15 protein-coding genes and 1 pseudogene are annotated in these 14,332 nt (G+C 57.6%); 2 read left to right on the top strand and 14 right to left on the bottom strand.

Annotation, left to right across the window (positions count from 1 at the left end):
* Positions 1-19 precede the first annotated feature (19 nt).
* A pseudogene (locus D8U71_RS28600) lies at positions 20-133 on the bottom strand (transcriptional regulator); the annotation flags it as partial.
* A gap of 398 nt (positions 134-531) precedes the next feature.
* On the opposite strand from D8U71_RS28600, the gene D8U71_RS08880 reads away from it, so the two are divergent.
* Entirely contained in the window at positions 532-1,326 is a 795-nt protein-coding gene (locus tag D8U71_RS08880) for a lipopolysaccharide biosynthesis protein (RefSeq protein WP_125925886.1), read from the top strand.
* Here D8U71_RS08880 and D8U71_RS08875 read toward each other — a convergent pair.
* The 4 genes from D8U71_RS08875 to D8U71_RS08860 form a co-directional block, all read right to left on the bottom strand.
* Entirely contained in the window at positions 1,317-1,997 is a 681-nt protein-coding gene (locus D8U71_RS08875) for an RES family NAD+ phosphorylase (RefSeq protein ID WP_110644796.1), read from the bottom strand. The genes D8U71_RS08880 and D8U71_RS08875 overlap by 10 nt on opposite strands.
* Positions 1,994-2,401, bottom strand: a complete 408-nt coding sequence (locus D8U71_RS08870) for an MbcA/ParS/Xre antitoxin family protein (RefSeq protein ID WP_125925811.1) — start codon at positions 2,399-2,401, stop codon at positions 1,994-1,996. The genes D8U71_RS08875 and D8U71_RS08870 overlap by 4 nt, the downstream gene beginning before the upstream one ends.
* A 136-nt stretch (positions 2,402-2,537) precedes the next feature.
* Positions 2,538-2,852 (bottom strand): type II toxin-antitoxin system YafQ family toxin, encoded by a 315-nt coding sequence (locus D8U71_RS08865; RefSeq protein ID WP_122611117.1) that lies wholly within the window; start codon positions 2,850-2,852, stop codon positions 2,538-2,540.
* Positions 2,818-3,108, bottom strand: coding sequence for a type II toxin-antitoxin system RelB/DinJ family antitoxin (locus D8U71_RS08860; RefSeq protein ID WP_125917396.1), 291 nt, complete (start codon positions 3,106-3,108; stop codon positions 2,818-2,820). Before D8U71_RS08860 ends, D8U71_RS08865 begins: the two co-directional genes overlap by 35 nt.
* Before the next feature lie 468 nt (positions 3,109-3,576).
* Between D8U71_RS08860 and D8U71_RS08855 the strand changes: the two genes are divergently transcribed.
* Positions 3,577-4,503, top strand: a complete 927-nt coding sequence (locus D8U71_RS08855; protein WP_016772151.1) for a LysR family transcriptional regulator — start codon at positions 3,577-3,579, stop codon at positions 4,501-4,503.
* Here D8U71_RS08855 and D8U71_RS08850 read toward each other — a convergent pair.
* The 9 genes from D8U71_RS08850 to D8U71_RS08810 form a co-directional block, all read right to left on the bottom strand.
* The gene (locus D8U71_RS08850) at positions 4,420-4,737 is read right to left on the bottom strand and encodes an AzlD domain-containing protein (RefSeq protein WP_024011198.1); all 318 of its coding nucleotides are present in this window, start codon (positions 4,735-4,737) and stop codon (positions 4,420-4,422) included. The two genes, D8U71_RS08855 and D8U71_RS08850, sit on opposite strands and share 84 nt — an antisense overlap.
* Entirely contained in the window at positions 4,716-5,432 is a 717-nt protein-coding gene (locus D8U71_RS08845; protein ID WP_016772152.1) for an AzlC family ABC transporter permease, read from the bottom strand. The genes D8U71_RS08850 and D8U71_RS08845 overlap by 22 nt, the downstream gene beginning before the upstream one ends.
* Positions 5,429-5,806: a GNAT family N-acetyltransferase gene (locus tag D8U71_RS08840; protein WP_130887682.1), complete on the bottom strand. Its 378-nt coding sequence runs from the start codon at positions 5,804-5,806 to the stop codon at positions 5,429-5,431. The genes D8U71_RS08845 and D8U71_RS08840 overlap by 4 nt, the downstream gene beginning before the upstream one ends.
* A gap of 79 nt (positions 5,807-5,885) precedes the next feature.
* Positions 5,886-6,632, bottom strand: coding sequence for a 2OG-Fe dioxygenase family protein (locus tag D8U71_RS08835; RefSeq protein ID WP_016772154.1), 747 nt, complete (start codon positions 6,630-6,632; stop codon positions 5,886-5,888).
* Between the two features lie 231 nt (positions 6,633-6,863).
* Positions 6,864-8,168, bottom strand: a complete 1,305-nt coding sequence (locus tag D8U71_RS08830) for an OprD family porin (RefSeq protein ID WP_056787155.1) — start codon at positions 8,166-8,168, stop codon at positions 6,864-6,866.
* Between the two features lie 460 nt (positions 8,169-8,628).
* The gene (locus tag D8U71_RS08825; protein WP_016772156.1) at positions 8,629-8,841 is read right to left on the bottom strand and encodes a hypothetical protein; all 213 of its coding nucleotides are present in this window, start codon (positions 8,839-8,841) and stop codon (positions 8,629-8,631) included.
* 245 nt (positions 8,842-9,086) lie between these two features.
* The gene (gene aguA / locus D8U71_RS08820; RefSeq protein ID WP_130887619.1) at positions 9,087-10,193 is read right to left on the bottom strand and encodes an agmatine deiminase; all 1,107 of its coding nucleotides are present in this window, start codon (positions 10,191-10,193) and stop codon (positions 9,087-9,089) included.
* Positions 10,193-11,071, bottom strand: a complete 879-nt coding sequence (aguB, locus tag D8U71_RS08815; protein WP_130887618.1) for an N-carbamoylputrescine amidase — start codon at positions 11,069-11,071, stop codon at positions 10,193-10,195. Before aguB ends, aguA begins: the two co-directional genes overlap by 1 nt.
* A gap of 305 nt (positions 11,072-11,376) precedes the next feature.
* Positions 11,377-14,289 (bottom strand): aminotransferase, encoded by a 2,913-nt coding sequence (locus D8U71_RS08810; protein ID WP_130887617.1) that lies wholly within the window; start codon positions 14,287-14,289, stop codon positions 11,377-11,379.
* Positions 14,290-14,332 lie beyond the last annotated feature (43 nt).

Genomic DNA, 14,332 nt, shown 5'->3' with positions numbered 1-14,332 from the left:
AAGACGTCCAAAATGTGGATCAGGCAGGATGCAAATCCCGCAACGCCTCCGGATGCCGACTTGCGACCCACAAGAGAGTCTGCGCTGCACCCGTCGGCTGCCTGCGCCCCTGTTCCCAATCCTGCAAAGTCCGCGCTTATGCCTCGCAGTATCTGCAGGAGCCAAGCAAGGCACTGGTTGATGATGTGGTGAAAGTAATGGATGCGCCACCAGACAAGGCATTGATGTAAACCGCCATTTGAAGCCCTCGTTGATGCGAGGGCTTTTTGCATTTCAGGCCTGCCGAAAACATGCCGGCCTTCCTCAAGCCCCTTGGTGCGCGGACATATCCGACTTCCCTCCTGCATCTATCCAGATAACCCGCCAGCCACTGGAGCGTTCTTGGCCAACGCTTCGGCTGCCCAGCAGCCAAACGGGAACTAACGCCGAGCGCAACACTCACTTACAAAGCGCGGCGCTATAGAAGAGTCATCTCGCTTCATCACGTCAGCACAACGGACTGAATGCATGACATGGACCAAGAGACCATCGATGAACTTAACATCAGAAACGCCAAACGGCTCCGCACGTTCGCAAATCAGGGACTTTTCTGACTGTCGAAACATTGCTCGAGGCGCTGTATTCATAATCGCGTCGGGTAACTCCGCGAAGGACTTTCCCATTGAACAGTTTGCCGACATCCCGATGATCACGGTGAACGGCGCGATATCCATGTTCACGGGAACAGGCATAAAGCCGTTCTTCTATGCATGCACCGACACCAGTTTTTCGCTACAACAGCCTGATCTGTTTGCCTATGCAATGCGCACCAGTCAGCGAGTAGCTCTCTGGGCTCGCCAGGCCCAGGAACTCGCCGTTGAACCGACAGGTGATCTCTATCTTCTGAAGAAAGCGCCCAAACCAACCCTGACTGAATGGCTACTTCGCAACAACCAGGATCTGGTACGTAATCGCGCTGTTCTGGGTAGCCGAAACCGCAGTATCGGGTTCAGCAAAAACCTGGCCCATGGTTTTTTTGATGCCCGCACAGTCTTGTATCTCGCACTCCAACTTGCCTATCACGCAGGCTTTTCAAAGGTGATTTTGGTGGGAGCGGATATGAACCAGTCGGCCGGGCGTTTTTACGAGACTGATGGAAGCTCTATCTCCCCGTGCGGGCTGGACCAGCATTTTCATTCCAGAATTCTTCCATCTCTGAAACTCATGTCCGACAAAGTCATCGACAGTAAATTTGCCGTTTACAACTTGTCGCCCTCTTCGCGAATTCCATCCAGCGTCATTCCCGTCACAACGCTCGACGAAGTCAAAGCGATAATTCAGACCTGACTGATCTCGAATACAAACGAAATTCTGCCCTCACTTGCGCTCCAGACATAGCGCAAATGCTTGCCCTGCTTCGGAATCGATACCGCCGGCGGCCGAAACGCCGCAACGCACTCATGCCCGGGCAACCGCACGCTGTTATAGAGCAAGCCCCACGACTCGGCGTCGCGCAGTTGTCGCGCGAACAGTTGTGATGGGCCATAGGCTTCAGGATCAGGCTGATGCAGATGATCAAAGCCATGGCGAATATCATGCAGCGGCCTGATCACCTGATTGAAGTAAGTACGCATGGTCAATTCGAGATCGGCTTCCCGGGTCGCCGCGAGAAAACGTTCCTGATGAAAACAGGTTTCGGCGATCGCCGCAGCCTGGCTGCTGGCGGCGTAATAGACGCCGAAGGTGCCGTCACTGAAACGGCTGCGTTTGCCGACGTGAGTGAACGCGGCCATCACCGGGCTGGAACCGGGGCCGGACAGGCGATCTTCGGGACGTACGCGGGCAAGGACGCCGGCCTGTTCGACCAGCCGATCATTGGTCAGTGCTTCGATGGCGTAGGCAACTTCGAGGTCCTCGGGGTCGAGGACGTCTTCGAACAGTGCAATCGGCGGGAAGCTGCTGTTGACGATGCGATACGCCCGCGGCCATGGCACATCCACCGGCGCCGGCGCTTTCAACCGCGCACTCCGTCGAGGTAGCGGCGCACATCGGCGATATCGACCACCCGGCCCGCCAGCATGTAATCCAGCGCGGTTTTGCCATTGAACGGTGCCGCGGTGTTCGGGCTGCTGACCCAATCGTAGGCGCGCTCGCGGCTGTTGCTGAAGATGATGCTCAACGCCTTGTGAATACCCATCAGGTAAGAGATGCGCTCGAGGGTGTCATGGGGCAGGCGTATGTTTGGCAGGTGTTTGTATTTATAGAACGTGGTGTTGCCGACTCCTCCGAGCAGGGTGCGTTGTTGCTCGGCGCTACAGCCCCAATGCTCCATGAGGCTGAAGAAGAACTTCAGCGCAACCCGGCCGGCTTCGGGGGCGTCGAGTTGTTCGCATGGGGTAAGAGCTGGGGATGAGGTAGGCATAGACGCCTCCTGATTTTTGTCTTAGCTGAAGACTAGTACATAACTGTAATTTTTTAGTATTTTGATACACAAACGAACGAATCGTAACAATCAAATGCGCAGAAGCCGGAGTTAAGCCGGCTTATGTATTTCTGCGCTATTGAAACAGTTCTGAATGACTCCCTAAATCCACGAACGTGATCAGGTCGGGACGTGTGTTCTCGTAAACCATCAGAAAATCGCCACCGATATGACACTCGCGGAATCCAGACCAATCTCCAGTCAGCGCATGATCCAGATATTCTGCCGGTAACTGCTGCCCCAGGAACAACATTGCCATCACCTTCCGAACGTCGTTCATATCTCGCCTTCCGGCACGGTTGTAACGATCCCAAGACTTCTTGAATTCAGAAGTCTGTGCACACTGTTTAGGTCGATCAGCGCGTTTTTGTGTTTTCTCCTGTTTCGCCATCAGCATTCCTCAGCATGTCGTCTATCGAGTCGAAACGCTGACGGATTTCTCGTGCTTCCATCATTGCGCGGGCCGTCTTCTCCGATGGAACTCGCACCTCGAAGGGAAGCCCCTGAGTAGCAACAACCTGTCGCAGAAAAAGTCGCATGGCGTCACTAATGCTCAGCCCGCAAGCGTTCAAGACTTCAGTGGCACGCGCTTTCAAATCCTCATCAATGCGGCAGCGCACATCGGTAGTTTTCAGTAGTGCAGCCATTTCAATTACCTCATCGTGGTTTTGTAGCTACATCAGCGCTACCTCTGCATTGTGTTCGGAGTGATCTTCGTCGGTCAACGCGAAGTTGATAGGTGGTTATCTACTACCATGGCTCGCATGCCAGACATCCATTTCAACTCCTTTGACTGTTGGGCGCTATCAGCTAAATCGTTACTTTACCCGTGACCTATCTGCGTATGACGCAGGCAAAAAGCTAGGAAGATGTAAGCTGTTTCTCTTCGAAAAGAATCTCCCCGCGCACCAAAACCACGCACTTTTTTGACCTTCATCACCCCCACTTCACCAAAAACCCCGATCCTCTGTCAGCCTCCAGCCATCGGCGGGGAAATCAATTCGCTACTAAATCCGCGACAACTATGCTCAGGTGCAGGAATATAGCCGGCATATGGCGCCGTTTCGGTCGTTTCGTACACAACAATACCCAGCCCACTTCAGAGGGCATTACCCATGGATAGCAGAACCTTACGCAACCTCATGCGCATCGTGCAGACCGGCTCGTTGTCGGCTGCAGCCGAGCATTCGTGCCTGACCGTGCAGGCGTTGGCCGCACAGTTGAACAAGGTCGAAGAGCAGTTCGGTTTCCGCTTGTTTCGCCGTTCCAACAAAGGCCTGACGCTGACGCCGCAAGGCACGGAGCTCACGCCCTACATCGACAAAGTGTTGATCGCCACGCGACAGATGGAAGAAAAGGTCGAAGCGCTGAAGGTGCCAGGGCAGCGGACGTTGAAGGTGGCGTTGAACAACACCCTGTCGCCTGATTTCAACCGACGCATGATCGGACGCCTGATCGAGGTGTTTCCCGATTATCAGATGGAGTTCAGCTACGCCGAGTCGATGGAAAACCTCAGCAAGCTGAAGAACGAAGATTTCGACCTTGCCGTGCTGATCGGCCCGCAGCGGCCGGGGCTGCCGAGCATCGTCCTGCCGGATGTGCAGGTGCAGGTGGTCGGTGCGCATTGCGGCCAGGAAAACGATCCGCTGACGTTGCTGGGCAACAAGTTTCAGGTGCGTCCTGCGGAAGATTGTCCGTATTCCCACAGCTTCTTGCGGTTTCTCGACGCCGGGCTGGGCAATCACGAGAACGGCCAGCGCATGGTCTATTCCTGCAGCGAAACCCTGACGCTGTCGTTGATCACGCAGATGGATGCGGTCGGCATGGTCTCGCGTGAAGCGGCACAGAAGAACGGACTGACGATTTTTCCCGGTTTCGAGGATTTCCTCGAAGTGCGCCTGGCGGTAAACAATCCGGAGTTGTCCCACCAGGCGCTGAACGACGTCGTTGACCTGCCGCTACATGAACGAGCCGAGCGCAATGTACGCAGCCGTCCCCACCGCCACACTGAGAAAGAGGTTTTTGCTGAAATACGCACATAGCAACGTCGGAATCGCGGCATAGAATTCCGGGCGATCGAGCTGGATCTGCCGGTCCTTGATCAACAGGGGCGTGAGGCTGATCGCAGCGACGATCGCCACCGGCAGATATTCCAGTGCGCGCGCCACGAACGGCGGCCAGTGTTCGGTGTTGATCTGCAGCGGCAAGGCGCGCGGCAGGAAGGTCACCGCCATCATCAGCACCACCACCAGAATCAGGAACGTTTGGTCAGGCATACACCCACTCCGCAGCCCACGAACGTGGCGATAAATACGTTGAAGGGCGAACTGCCGATCAGGCTCAGCGCGCCCATGCAGACCACGGCAGCAGCGGCCGCAATCAATTTGTTGCGCGTGTTGCACAGCGAGACCAGCACGTAGAGCATCATCGCCGTCAGCGCGTAATCGAGCTGATATTTGATCAAGTGCGCCGCGTACTGCGCGCAGACCGCACCGAGCAAACCGCCGAGCACCCACGAGGTGTGGCAGAACAGATTGAAACCGATCAGGTAACGCACGTTGACCGGTGCGCCTGTACCGAGCTTGACGCTGTGAAAGGCGAAGGATTCATCCGTCAGGCCACCGGCGTAAGCCCAACGCTCCATGCGGCTCAAGCCCAATGCACGCAGGGCTTTGGCCATGTACACCGACATCAGCATGTGCCGCGCATTGATCAGGAAAGTGGTCAGCACAATGGTGGTCAGCGACGCACCGCTGGAGATCAGCGCCAGCGCGGCGAATTGCGATGCGCCGGCATAGACGAACAAGCACATCGCCACTGGCAGCCACATCGGCAGGCCGGCGTTGACCGCCATCAGCCCGAAGACAAACGACACGGTGAAATACCCGGCGACCACCGGGCTGGCTTCGGCAAACGTGCGCGACGGCTGATGTGTCGCCATCAGCGGCGCGCTGCCGGACCTTTCATTCATAGATCCCTCTCAAATGTTCGTTCGCCGTGAGGCTCGCAAAAACCCTGGGCAGCCCAGAATCGCTTGCCCGCGAGGTTAGCATCGTCGACGAACAGAAACATCCGCAGCACCCCGACCCGTTTCATGTCGGACGACGCTGCTTCGACCAAACGCTGGCCAACGCCCTGGCTGCGGTAACGCGGGCTCACGGCCAGATGGTTGATCGTGCCGCGACTGCCGAGCATGCCGCCGAGCACCGCGCCGACGATCTCGCCCTCGACATCGAAAGCCAGGTACGCCGTGGTGGTTTTCTGGATCAACACGCCGCGCAGGCATTTGGCGTCCTGCCATTCGCAGAACGACACTTCGTCGAACTGGCGGAAGAAGCGCTCCATGCGTTGTGCATCCTTGGCAGTTGCGCGGCGCAGTACCACTGGCGTCGAGCACTCGACGCCGTCGATTGGGGTGATCTGATTAGCGAACAATGTCGAAAGCGGTCCCGGGCCGCGAGAAGGAAATCGCCAGAATCTGCCGGTACGCCATGGCATGGGTGTGGGTGTTGCGCGCCGGGGTCACGTAATGGCGCATGTCGCGATCAAGGAAATAGGTGGTATCGAGAATTTCCTCGTAGGTGGTCGCCGCCAGTTGCTGCTGATGAATGTCATACAAACGACTCTCAGCGCCCTCGACATTATTGCGCCCCCAGAAGTGCACGCCGCTGAACGGATAGCCGTCGCAATGAATGCCTTCAGGGGTGATTTCCAGCTGTTTGCCGGGTTTGATCTCGATGCGGATCTGATGGATCTGGCACTGCCAGATTTCATCGTGCAACTCTTCCGGCAGGACACTTTTGTACACTTCAAAATCGGTGTCGATCAGGCTGCGCATCACCGGCGAAGAGATCACTTCCTCGGAAAAGTCCTGAAAGTGCCGCACCACGCCGCCGACGTAAGCGTTGTTCTCTTTCGATTGCACGTAAGCGCGATGCTCAAGTTGCTTGAGCTCACGGGTTTTCGGATTGTATTCAAAGTCGCTGTAACGACGATAACGCATGCCGGCTTCGGCCTGACCGTAGTAGCTGTCAGGCTCCATGTTTTCCCAACTTTTGGTCAGTCTGACGAAGTCGGCAAAATGACCGTAGAGATTGAAGTCACCACCCTGGACGTTGACAAACTTGTCGCGCCGTAGCGATTCGCCCACTTCTCTGTTCAAAACGATCATTACCAAATTCTCCGCTGCGTTGAACGCCCTAATCTATTGGGTGGAGAATTTGCGTCCATGAGAAAGAATTTCAGGCATTTGAAGCACTGCTTGAAACGGAATCTGCAGCGCTTGAAAAACGACTTTTACATGACAAGAACACCGGTTATTTGCGGTTTTCGCTGAAAAACCGGCGAAAAAAAACCCCGAACGAATCGGGGTTTTCTCATTTTTCTTACAGCGGATCAATCATCAGAAGATGTTGATCGGATAGTCCACGAATACACGCAGTTCGTTACCGCTGACGTTGTACTCGCTGGATTTCTGCGACACGCGCAGGATCGAACTGCGCAACTTCACGCTCAGGTCTTTGGCCGGGCCACTTTGCACGACGTACTTGAACTGGTTGAAGATCTCGCGCTCGGTGCCGCCTTCGCTGGTGGACGTGGTGATGTTGTCGCCGCGCACGTAAGCGAAGTTGTAGCTCAGACCCGGAACGCCGAACGAACCAAAGTCCAAGCCATAACCCAGCTGCCAGCTGCGTTCGTCTTCGGCGTTGAAGTCAGACCAGTAGGAGTTGGCCAGGTAGATGGAGTTACCACCGTCGCCGACACGACCCTGGTCTTTCTGATAGCCGCCATAGGCGTAGCCCAAGTTGCTGTCGCCAGTGGAACGCTGATGCGCCACGGTGAACGAGTGCGGGCCGGTGGCGAAGGTGGCTGCAAGGCTCCAGATCTTGTTGTCGCGACCGGTGACGATGCTTTCGCCCGGCACGGTGTTTTCGCGTACGTACGAGCTGTCCAGCTTGGTGCGATAGCCGTTGAAATCCAGGGTCAGGGACTGATCCTTGTTGAACGGAATCACATAGTTGGCATTCACGTACTGTTTCTTCAAGACGTCTTCCACGTCGGACGCATACAGCGCGCCTTTGAAGTGTTCGGTGAACTGATAGCTGCCGCCCAACACGTTGATCGACTTCAGACCGCCGCTGTCACGGCCTTCATCGCTCTTGCGCGACTCGGCGGTGAATCGGCCGGCGTTCAATTCCAGGCCTTGGATTTCACGGGAAGTGATCAACGTGCCGGTATAGCTTTCCGGCAGCAGACGCACGTTGTCGTAGCTCAGCACCGGCAGGGCCGGCATCTGGTCGCCGTAGGTCAACACGGTGTTGGAAACGCGAAACTTGACCGCAGCACCGCCCTTGGCGATGTCGTGGTTCGCACGACCGTCATTTTCCTGTTTGAAGAAGTCGATGCCGCCGGCGCCGCTACGGCCCTTGCCGCCGTCCAGGCGCAATGCGTACAGACCGAAAGCGTCCACGCCGACACCGACGGTGCCTTGAGTGAAGCCCGACGAGAACGTACCGATGGCCGCTTGGCCCCATTCGGCCTTGTCCTTGTTACCGTCTTTGTAATCACGATTGATGTAGGCGTTGCGCAACAGTACTTTCAGGCTGCTGTCTTCAACGAAACCCTTGGATTCGGCCTGGTCGTTAGCCATGGCCTGTGTAGCACTCAACATCCCCAGTGCGATCAGACTGATTCGCTTGTTCAACATTTTGTTTTCCTTATTACGGGTTGAAACGCGCTGTGTCGAACGGCTGAAACGGCGCTTTCTGCACTCTTGTATTCACCCCGAAACAAAAAAGCCCGCCGACGTTAACGTCATGGCGGGCCTGCTCCTTATTTTGAGTCATGGCGGTTAGCCACAGGCGTTGGGCCGAATCGTAGCCGCGCCCTGAACTGTGTGTCAATTTCAAGAATCGTCTTTAAATAGGCGAAAAACGTCTAAGAAACGTAATTTTTTTGCTGGGCGGTTGCAGAAAAAACGGATTAAACAGGGAGTTTGAACTGTGGGAGCGAGCCTGCTCGCGAAGCGCTGGATCAGTCAACAAAGTCATTGGCAGGGCTGACGCCTTCGCGAGCAGGCTCGCTCCCACCTTTGAATACCTGTGGATAAAAATCAGGCAAAAAAAGCGCCGCCATCCCGGCAGCGCTTTTACCAATCCCTATTGTTCTTATCCTTCCATCACATCCCACAAGGCTTCCAGCTCGGCCTCGCTGAACAGGCCAGCGGGGTAGCGCTCGATCATCATCCGGCGCGGATCAGGTTGTCTGATCTGACGCGTTCCATTGGACTTCAACCAGTGCGCGACAAGCTGGAGCGATTCGCCGTTGACGGCCATGGGATGCACAGTCCGCTCGCTGATTACGTTCACTTCGGCGTTCATTTCAGCGCTCTCTCCCCGTTCGTGAGCGGCTACGTTATCCAAGGTTTGTGACAGAACTGTTGAAGTTCCCCTCCCTCCCTAGTGCATCAGGAGCAATACAAGAGCTATGCCAAGGCGACCCGAATGTCGACCGGCGGATACAAACAAGCCCGCGGTCCTGACGGGCCGCGGGCTTGCTTTGATGCTGAGCGAGCTAATCATTGCCTGGCTGATTTGTGAATCAACTCAAGCTGTTACGACTCAACTCACTCTTTGTGCGGCGCTGGCTGCTGTTGGGTAAGGCAGTGAATATTGCCGCCACCCAGTAACAGTTCGCGGCCCGGCACCATCACGACTTCGTGCTGCGGAAACAGCGTCTGCAGGATTTCCCTGGCCGGGGCGTCCTTCGGGTCGTCGAAGCTCGGCGCGATGATGCCACCGTTGACGATCAGAAAGTTCACGTAGGAACCGGCCAGACGCACGGAAGGATTGCGCTCCTGCGAACCGTCCACCGCATCGACGCCGGCGCACTCTTCTTCGGTCGCATAGAGCGGCCCCGGAATCGGCATTTTGTGCACCGTGAACGGGCGGCCCTTGGCGTCGGTGCTACTTTGCAGCACTTTCATTGCGGCCTGGCAGCGCGGGTAGTTCGGATCCTGCGGATCATCGGTCCACGCCAGCAGCACTTCGCCCGGACGCACGTAGCAGCAGAAGTTATCCACATGGCCGTCGGTTTCATCGTTGAACAAGCCATCCGGCAACCAGATGATCTTGTCCACAGACAGGTTGTCGCTGAGTACGGCTTCGATTTCTTCGCGGCTCAGGTGCGGGTTGCGATTGCGGTTGAGCAGGCATTCTTCGGTGGTGATCAGCGTGCCTTCGCCATCGACATGGATCGAACCGCCTTCGAGCACGAAACCTTCGGTGCGGTAACGCGGGCTGCGCTCGATCTCGAGGATCTTGCCGCCGACCTGCGAATCACGGTTCCACGGTGCATACAGGCCGCCATCGAAACCACCCCAGGCGTTGAAATCCCAGTTCACACCGCGCACTTCGCCATGGTTATTGATCACGAAGGTCGGGCCGCTGTCGCGAACCCAGGCGTCGTCGCTGGACATTTCCACCACGCGGATATTCGGCACATCGAGGCGCGCGCGGGCGTTTTCGTATTGGCCGGCGGAGACGGCAACGGTCACCGGCTCGAAGCGGGCGATGGCTTTGGCCACTGTGGCGTGCGCGGCCTGCGCCGGTTTGCCACCCAGACGCCAGTTGTCCGGGCGCTCGGGCCAGATCATCCAGGTCTGGGTTTGTGGCGCCCACTCGGCCGGCATGTAGAAGCCATCGGCGCGTGGGGTACTTTTCAATGTGGTCATCAGGACTCCAGGGAACCGTCGAGGGTTTTCAACGCGCCGTACAGATTCGGCCGGCGGTCGCGGAATGAACCCCACGCGCTGCGAATATGTTCCAGCTCGTCGAGGTTGAACGTGTGCACAAGAATACCTTCTTCGGTTTTATTCAGCTCCTGCACTTTTTCGCCGAACTGGTTGGCGATGAACGACGAGCCGTAGAAGGTGATGTCGTAGCCGTCCTGCTCTTCATTGCCGATGCGGTTGCTGGCAATCAGCGGCATCAGGTTGGCGCCGGCATGGCCCTGCTGCACCCGCTGCCAGTGATCGCGTGAAGAGATGGTCTTGTCGTGCGGCTCGCTGCCGATCGCGGTTGGATAAAAGAGAATTTCCGCGCCTTGCAAGGCCATGCTGCGCGCCGCTTCCGGGAACCACTGGTCCCAGCAGATGCCCACGCCGATTTTTGCGTATCGGGTGTTCCATACCTTGAAGCCGGTGTCGCCCGGGTTGAAGTAATACTTTTCGTGATAGCCCGGGCCGTCGGGGATGTGGCTTTTACGATAAATCCCGAGGTTGCTGCCGTCGGCGTCGATGATCGCGATGCTGTTGAAGCGTGCACGCCCGGCCAGTTCGTAGAAGCTGACCGGCAGCACTACTTGCAGCTCTTTGGCGATTTTCTGGAAATGCTTGATGGCCACGTTTTCTTCAACCGTCGTTGCCAGTTGCAGGTAATCCGGATTGGGCTTCTGGCAGAAGTACGGTGCCTCGAACAGTTCCTGGATGAGGATGATCTGCGCGCCTTTGCCGGCGGCTTCACGGACCAGTCTTTCAGCGGTTTCGAGGTTGGCTTCCAGGTCCCACGAACAGGCCATCTGCGTGGCGGCGACGGTAACGATACGGCTCATGAATCATCTCCGGGCTAGTGCTTTGACGGTCGAAGAATTCAACCGAAAAGAAAACGCGCGCACCGGACAAGAGATCACCATGCCGGAGCAATGGCGACTTTATAACCGATAAATATCGGCTTTAGAAGCTGCAAAGAAGGAATCTCTCTTTTCGAACGCCAATTAAATCGATACAAATCGGACTTAAGAGCGAAAACAAATGTGGGAGCGAGCCTGCTCGCGAATGCGCTGTGTCAGTCACCGCATGTGGCGACTGATAAGCAGCTTTCGCGAGCAGGCTCGCTCCCACAGGGGATGTGCCTTGCTTACAGTCCTTCGCTCAACACCCGATCCAGCATATCGACAAAGAAATCCACGCTCTGGCGCGACGTCACCATCGGTGGCTTGATCTTGAGAATGTTCAAATCGTCGCCGGTCGGCTGCATGAAGATCCCCAGCTCACGCAAGCGATCACACAGGAACGCAGTTTCGGCGGTCGCCGGCTCCAGCGTCTGCCGATTGCGGATCAGTTCCAGCCCGAGATAAAACCCGGAGCCGTGCACCGCGCCGACCAGCGGATGTTTATCGATCAACGCTTCCAGGCGCGCCTTGAAGTGGCCGCCGACGACCTGAGCGTTTTCCCAGAGCTTTTCTTCCTCCATCACATCGAGCACCGCCATGCCGATCTGGCAACTGACCGGACTGCCGCCCGCCGACGAGAAGAAATAGCCCTCAGCCTCCAGCGCCTCGGCGATTTCCCGGCGAGTGATCACCGCGCCAAGTGGCTGACCGTTACCCATGCCCTTGGCCATGGTGATGATGTCCGGCACCACGCCCTGCTCTTCGAAGCCCCAGAAAAAATGACCCATGCGCCCGTAACCGACCTGCACTTCGTCAGCGATGCATACTCCACCCTGCGCGCGGACTTTTTCATACACCTGCGGCAAATAACCCGGCGGTAAAGAAATACCCCCGGCATTACCGTAGACCGGCTCGCAGATGAAACCGGCCAGTTGCCGCTTTTGCTCGGCCAGTTTTTGCAGATGATGCTCGACGCTGCGCACGTAATCCGGCGCCGAATCGGCGCCACGGAATTCGCCGCGATACGTGTTCGGCGCTGGCACTGGGTGCACCCAGTCCGGGCGACTTTCCAGGGCCTTCGGGTTGTCGGCAATCGACGTCGATACCGCATCGGCGCCGATCGTCCAGCCGTGATACGCCTCGAGCACGCTGATCATGTCGCGCCCGCCGCTGTAGGCCCAGGCCAGACGAATCGCCAGGTCATTGGCCTCACTGCCGCTGTTGACCAGGAACACGCGATCCATGCCCTCCGGCGCCAGCTTCAGCAAGCGCTCGGAAAATTCGGCGACCGCCGCGTAGTTGAAGCGCGAATTGGTATTGAGCAACGACCACTGCCGCGCCGCGACCGCCGCCATCCGAGGGTGACCGTGGCCGAGCACGGCGACGTTATTGAGCATGTCCAGATACGAGCGGCCCTGCATATCAATCAGGTGATTGCGCCAGCCGCGTTCAATGCGCGGTGGGTCAACGTAATAGTGTTTTTGCGTGCGGGCGAAACTGGCATCGCGGCGTTCGATCAGGGTTTTCGCGTCCAGCTCAGGCTCGGCGTCGCAGGCCAGCCCGAGCAGCATCGCCGGTGACGGGCACAACGCCTGCCACGCCGATGCACGGGACGGCGTGCAGAACAGCGGCGCGTCGAGCTCTGCTTCTCGGCACAACTGCACAATCAGCGGCCCAGTGACTTCACCGAGTTTCTGGCCTCTATCCACTGCCACCCCATGTTCAAGAACAGGCGTCACGCCCCACAGGCGAACGCTGAACTGTGGGCCATCGAGTTGCAGCGCACCGTTTGCCGCTTGCTTCAGCACGCCGGCGAACGGTGCTTGAACTTCGGTTCCGGTCGGCACACGCAATTCGACATGCAACGCGAACGTGTCCGGCTCAGTCGCGCTGTCTGGCCGAGTACGTGACAAGCGGTACTGGCCATAACGCGTCGCCGCCAGCCCGTGCACCGCTGCGGCTTCTGTCAGCAAGCGCTGATCAATGCCCGGCTGCTCCCAATTGCCCGCCTCGAAGTGCGGGCTCAACACGCCCAGATCGATCAGCGCGAATTCGCGCCCGACCAGCCCTGGCAACAACGGTGCAAATTCCGGGTTTTCGACCTTCGGCACGGTCTCGTCCACGGCGCTGAGAATCGCCGCTTCCATCAGCGCCTGTGGCACCGATGTCGCGACGCGAAAGATTTCCCACTCGTGAATGAGATTGTCGCGGCTATAGGTATTGGTGGGGTCGATGCTCACCTGTTGCTCGCCACTGAGCACCAGCACCGCCGCCCGCGCCACGATCAATGGCCACAGCGCTTGCAGCTCAGCGTACTGCAACGGATTGACCGCGTGATAAGCCTTGACGGCCGGCAGGATGACCAACGGATCGCCATCGGCGTGATGCAGCAAAGCCGCACAGGTCACGGACAAATCAGTGATGCGCCAGGTGCGCACCAGATCACCGAAATCGATCACACCCTGCAACTGCCAATGCCGCCGGGCATCGCGCGCCCAGACGACGTTGTCATCGGTGATGTCCATGTGAATCGCCTGCACCGGCAGCTTGTCCAGCAACGGCTGCAAACGGCGTTCGGCCTGCTCGGCGACAGCGCTGATCGCCGCACGCTGCTGCGCGTCGGTGATCACCGGCAACAGATGATTGATCAACGCGCTGGCGTGACGCGCGTCCCACTGCAAGGTGCGTTCAAGGCCCGGGTGATCGAAGCCTGCCAGGGCCAGATCCATCTCGCCACAGAGTCGGCCAAACCCGGCGACCACATCTTTGCCAAGATGATCGAAATCGGTCAATGGTTGGCCGTCGATGTACTCCAGCAAGCGCACATGCACCGTTTCGCCACTGGCTTGCAACGACAACAGATCGGCACCGTTATTGGCTGCAATGACGCGCGGCACCTTGATCGCCGAATGCTCGGCCAAGTATTTGAGCCCGGCGTGCTGGGCTTGCAGCTCCACAAGAGCGTAGTCGCCACGACAGACTTTCAGCACAAAGCGTCCACGCGCGCTGTCGACGCGATAATTCAGATCCTGCTGGCTGCCCAGCGCCTGCAACGTGCCGCTGAACCCGTAATATTCGGCCAGCCATTGCAGCGCCTGCGCCTCTGAAACCTGCGAACCGGGCAAACTGGCGCGATGAATCAACGTGGCGAGCGGCATGAAACGACCCCTGAAATTTTATTAGGCGCTTATATCGCCATTG

The sequence above is a fragment of the Pseudomonas sp. Sample_21 genome, from assembly GCF_004307525.1.
GTDB classification, from domain to species: domain Bacteria; phylum Pseudomonadota; class Gammaproteobacteria; order Pseudomonadales; family Pseudomonadaceae; genus Aquipseudomonas; species Aquipseudomonas atacamensis.
Note: the sequence above shows the minus strand (reverse complement) of the source record. Positions and strands in the feature narration are given on the sequence as shown.

Coding starts and splice junctions, on each gene's coding strand:
- D8U71_RS08880 (WP_125925886.1), top strand. CDS start 532: ATGAACTTAACATCAGAAACGCCAAACGGCTCCGCACGTTCGCAAATC.
- D8U71_RS08870 (WP_125925811.1), bottom strand. CDS start 2,401: ATGCCTACCTCATCCCCAGCTCTTACCCCATGCGAACAACTCGACGCC.
- D8U71_RS08865 (WP_122611117.1), bottom strand. CDS start 2,852: ATGGCGAAACAGGAGAAAACACAAAAACGCGCTGATCGACCTAAACAG.
- D8U71_RS08860 (WP_125917396.1), bottom strand. CDS start 3,108: ATGGCTGCACTACTGAAAACTACCGATGTGCGCTGCCGCATTGATGAG.
- D8U71_RS08855 (WP_016772151.1), top strand. CDS start 3,577: ATGGATAGCAGAACCTTACGCAACCTCATGCGCATCGTGCAGACCGGC.
- D8U71_RS08850 (WP_024011198.1), bottom strand. CDS start 4,737: ATGCCTGACCAAACGTTCCTGATTCTGGTGGTGGTGCTGATGATGGCG.
- D8U71_RS08845 (WP_016772152.1), bottom strand. CDS start 5,432: ATGAATGAAAGGTCCGGCAGCGCGCCGCTGATGGCGACACATCAGCCG.
- D8U71_RS08840 (WP_130887682.1), bottom strand. CDS start 5,806: ATGGAGCGCTTCTTCCGCCAGTTCGACGAAGTGTCGTTCTGCGAATGG.
- D8U71_RS08835 (WP_016772154.1), bottom strand. CDS start 6,632: ATGATCGTTTTGAACAGAGAAGTGGGCGAATCGCTACGGCGCGACAAG.
- D8U71_RS08830 (WP_056787155.1), bottom strand. CDS start 8,168: ATGTTGAACAAGCGAATCAGTCTGATCGCACTGGGGATGTTGAGTGCT.
- D8U71_RS08825 (WP_016772156.1), bottom strand. CDS start 8,841: ATGAACGCCGAAGTGAACGTAATCAGCGAGCGGACTGTGCATCCCATG.
- aguA (WP_130887619.1), bottom strand. CDS start 10,193: ATGACCACATTGAAAAGTACCCCACGCGCCGATGGCTTCTACATGCCG.
- aguB (WP_130887618.1), bottom strand. CDS start 11,071: ATGAGCCGTATCGTTACCGTCGCCGCCACGCAGATGGCCTGTTCGTGG.
- D8U71_RS08810 (WP_130887617.1), bottom strand. CDS start 14,289: ATGCCGCTCGCCACGTTGATTCATCGCGCCAGTTTGCCCGGTTCGCAG.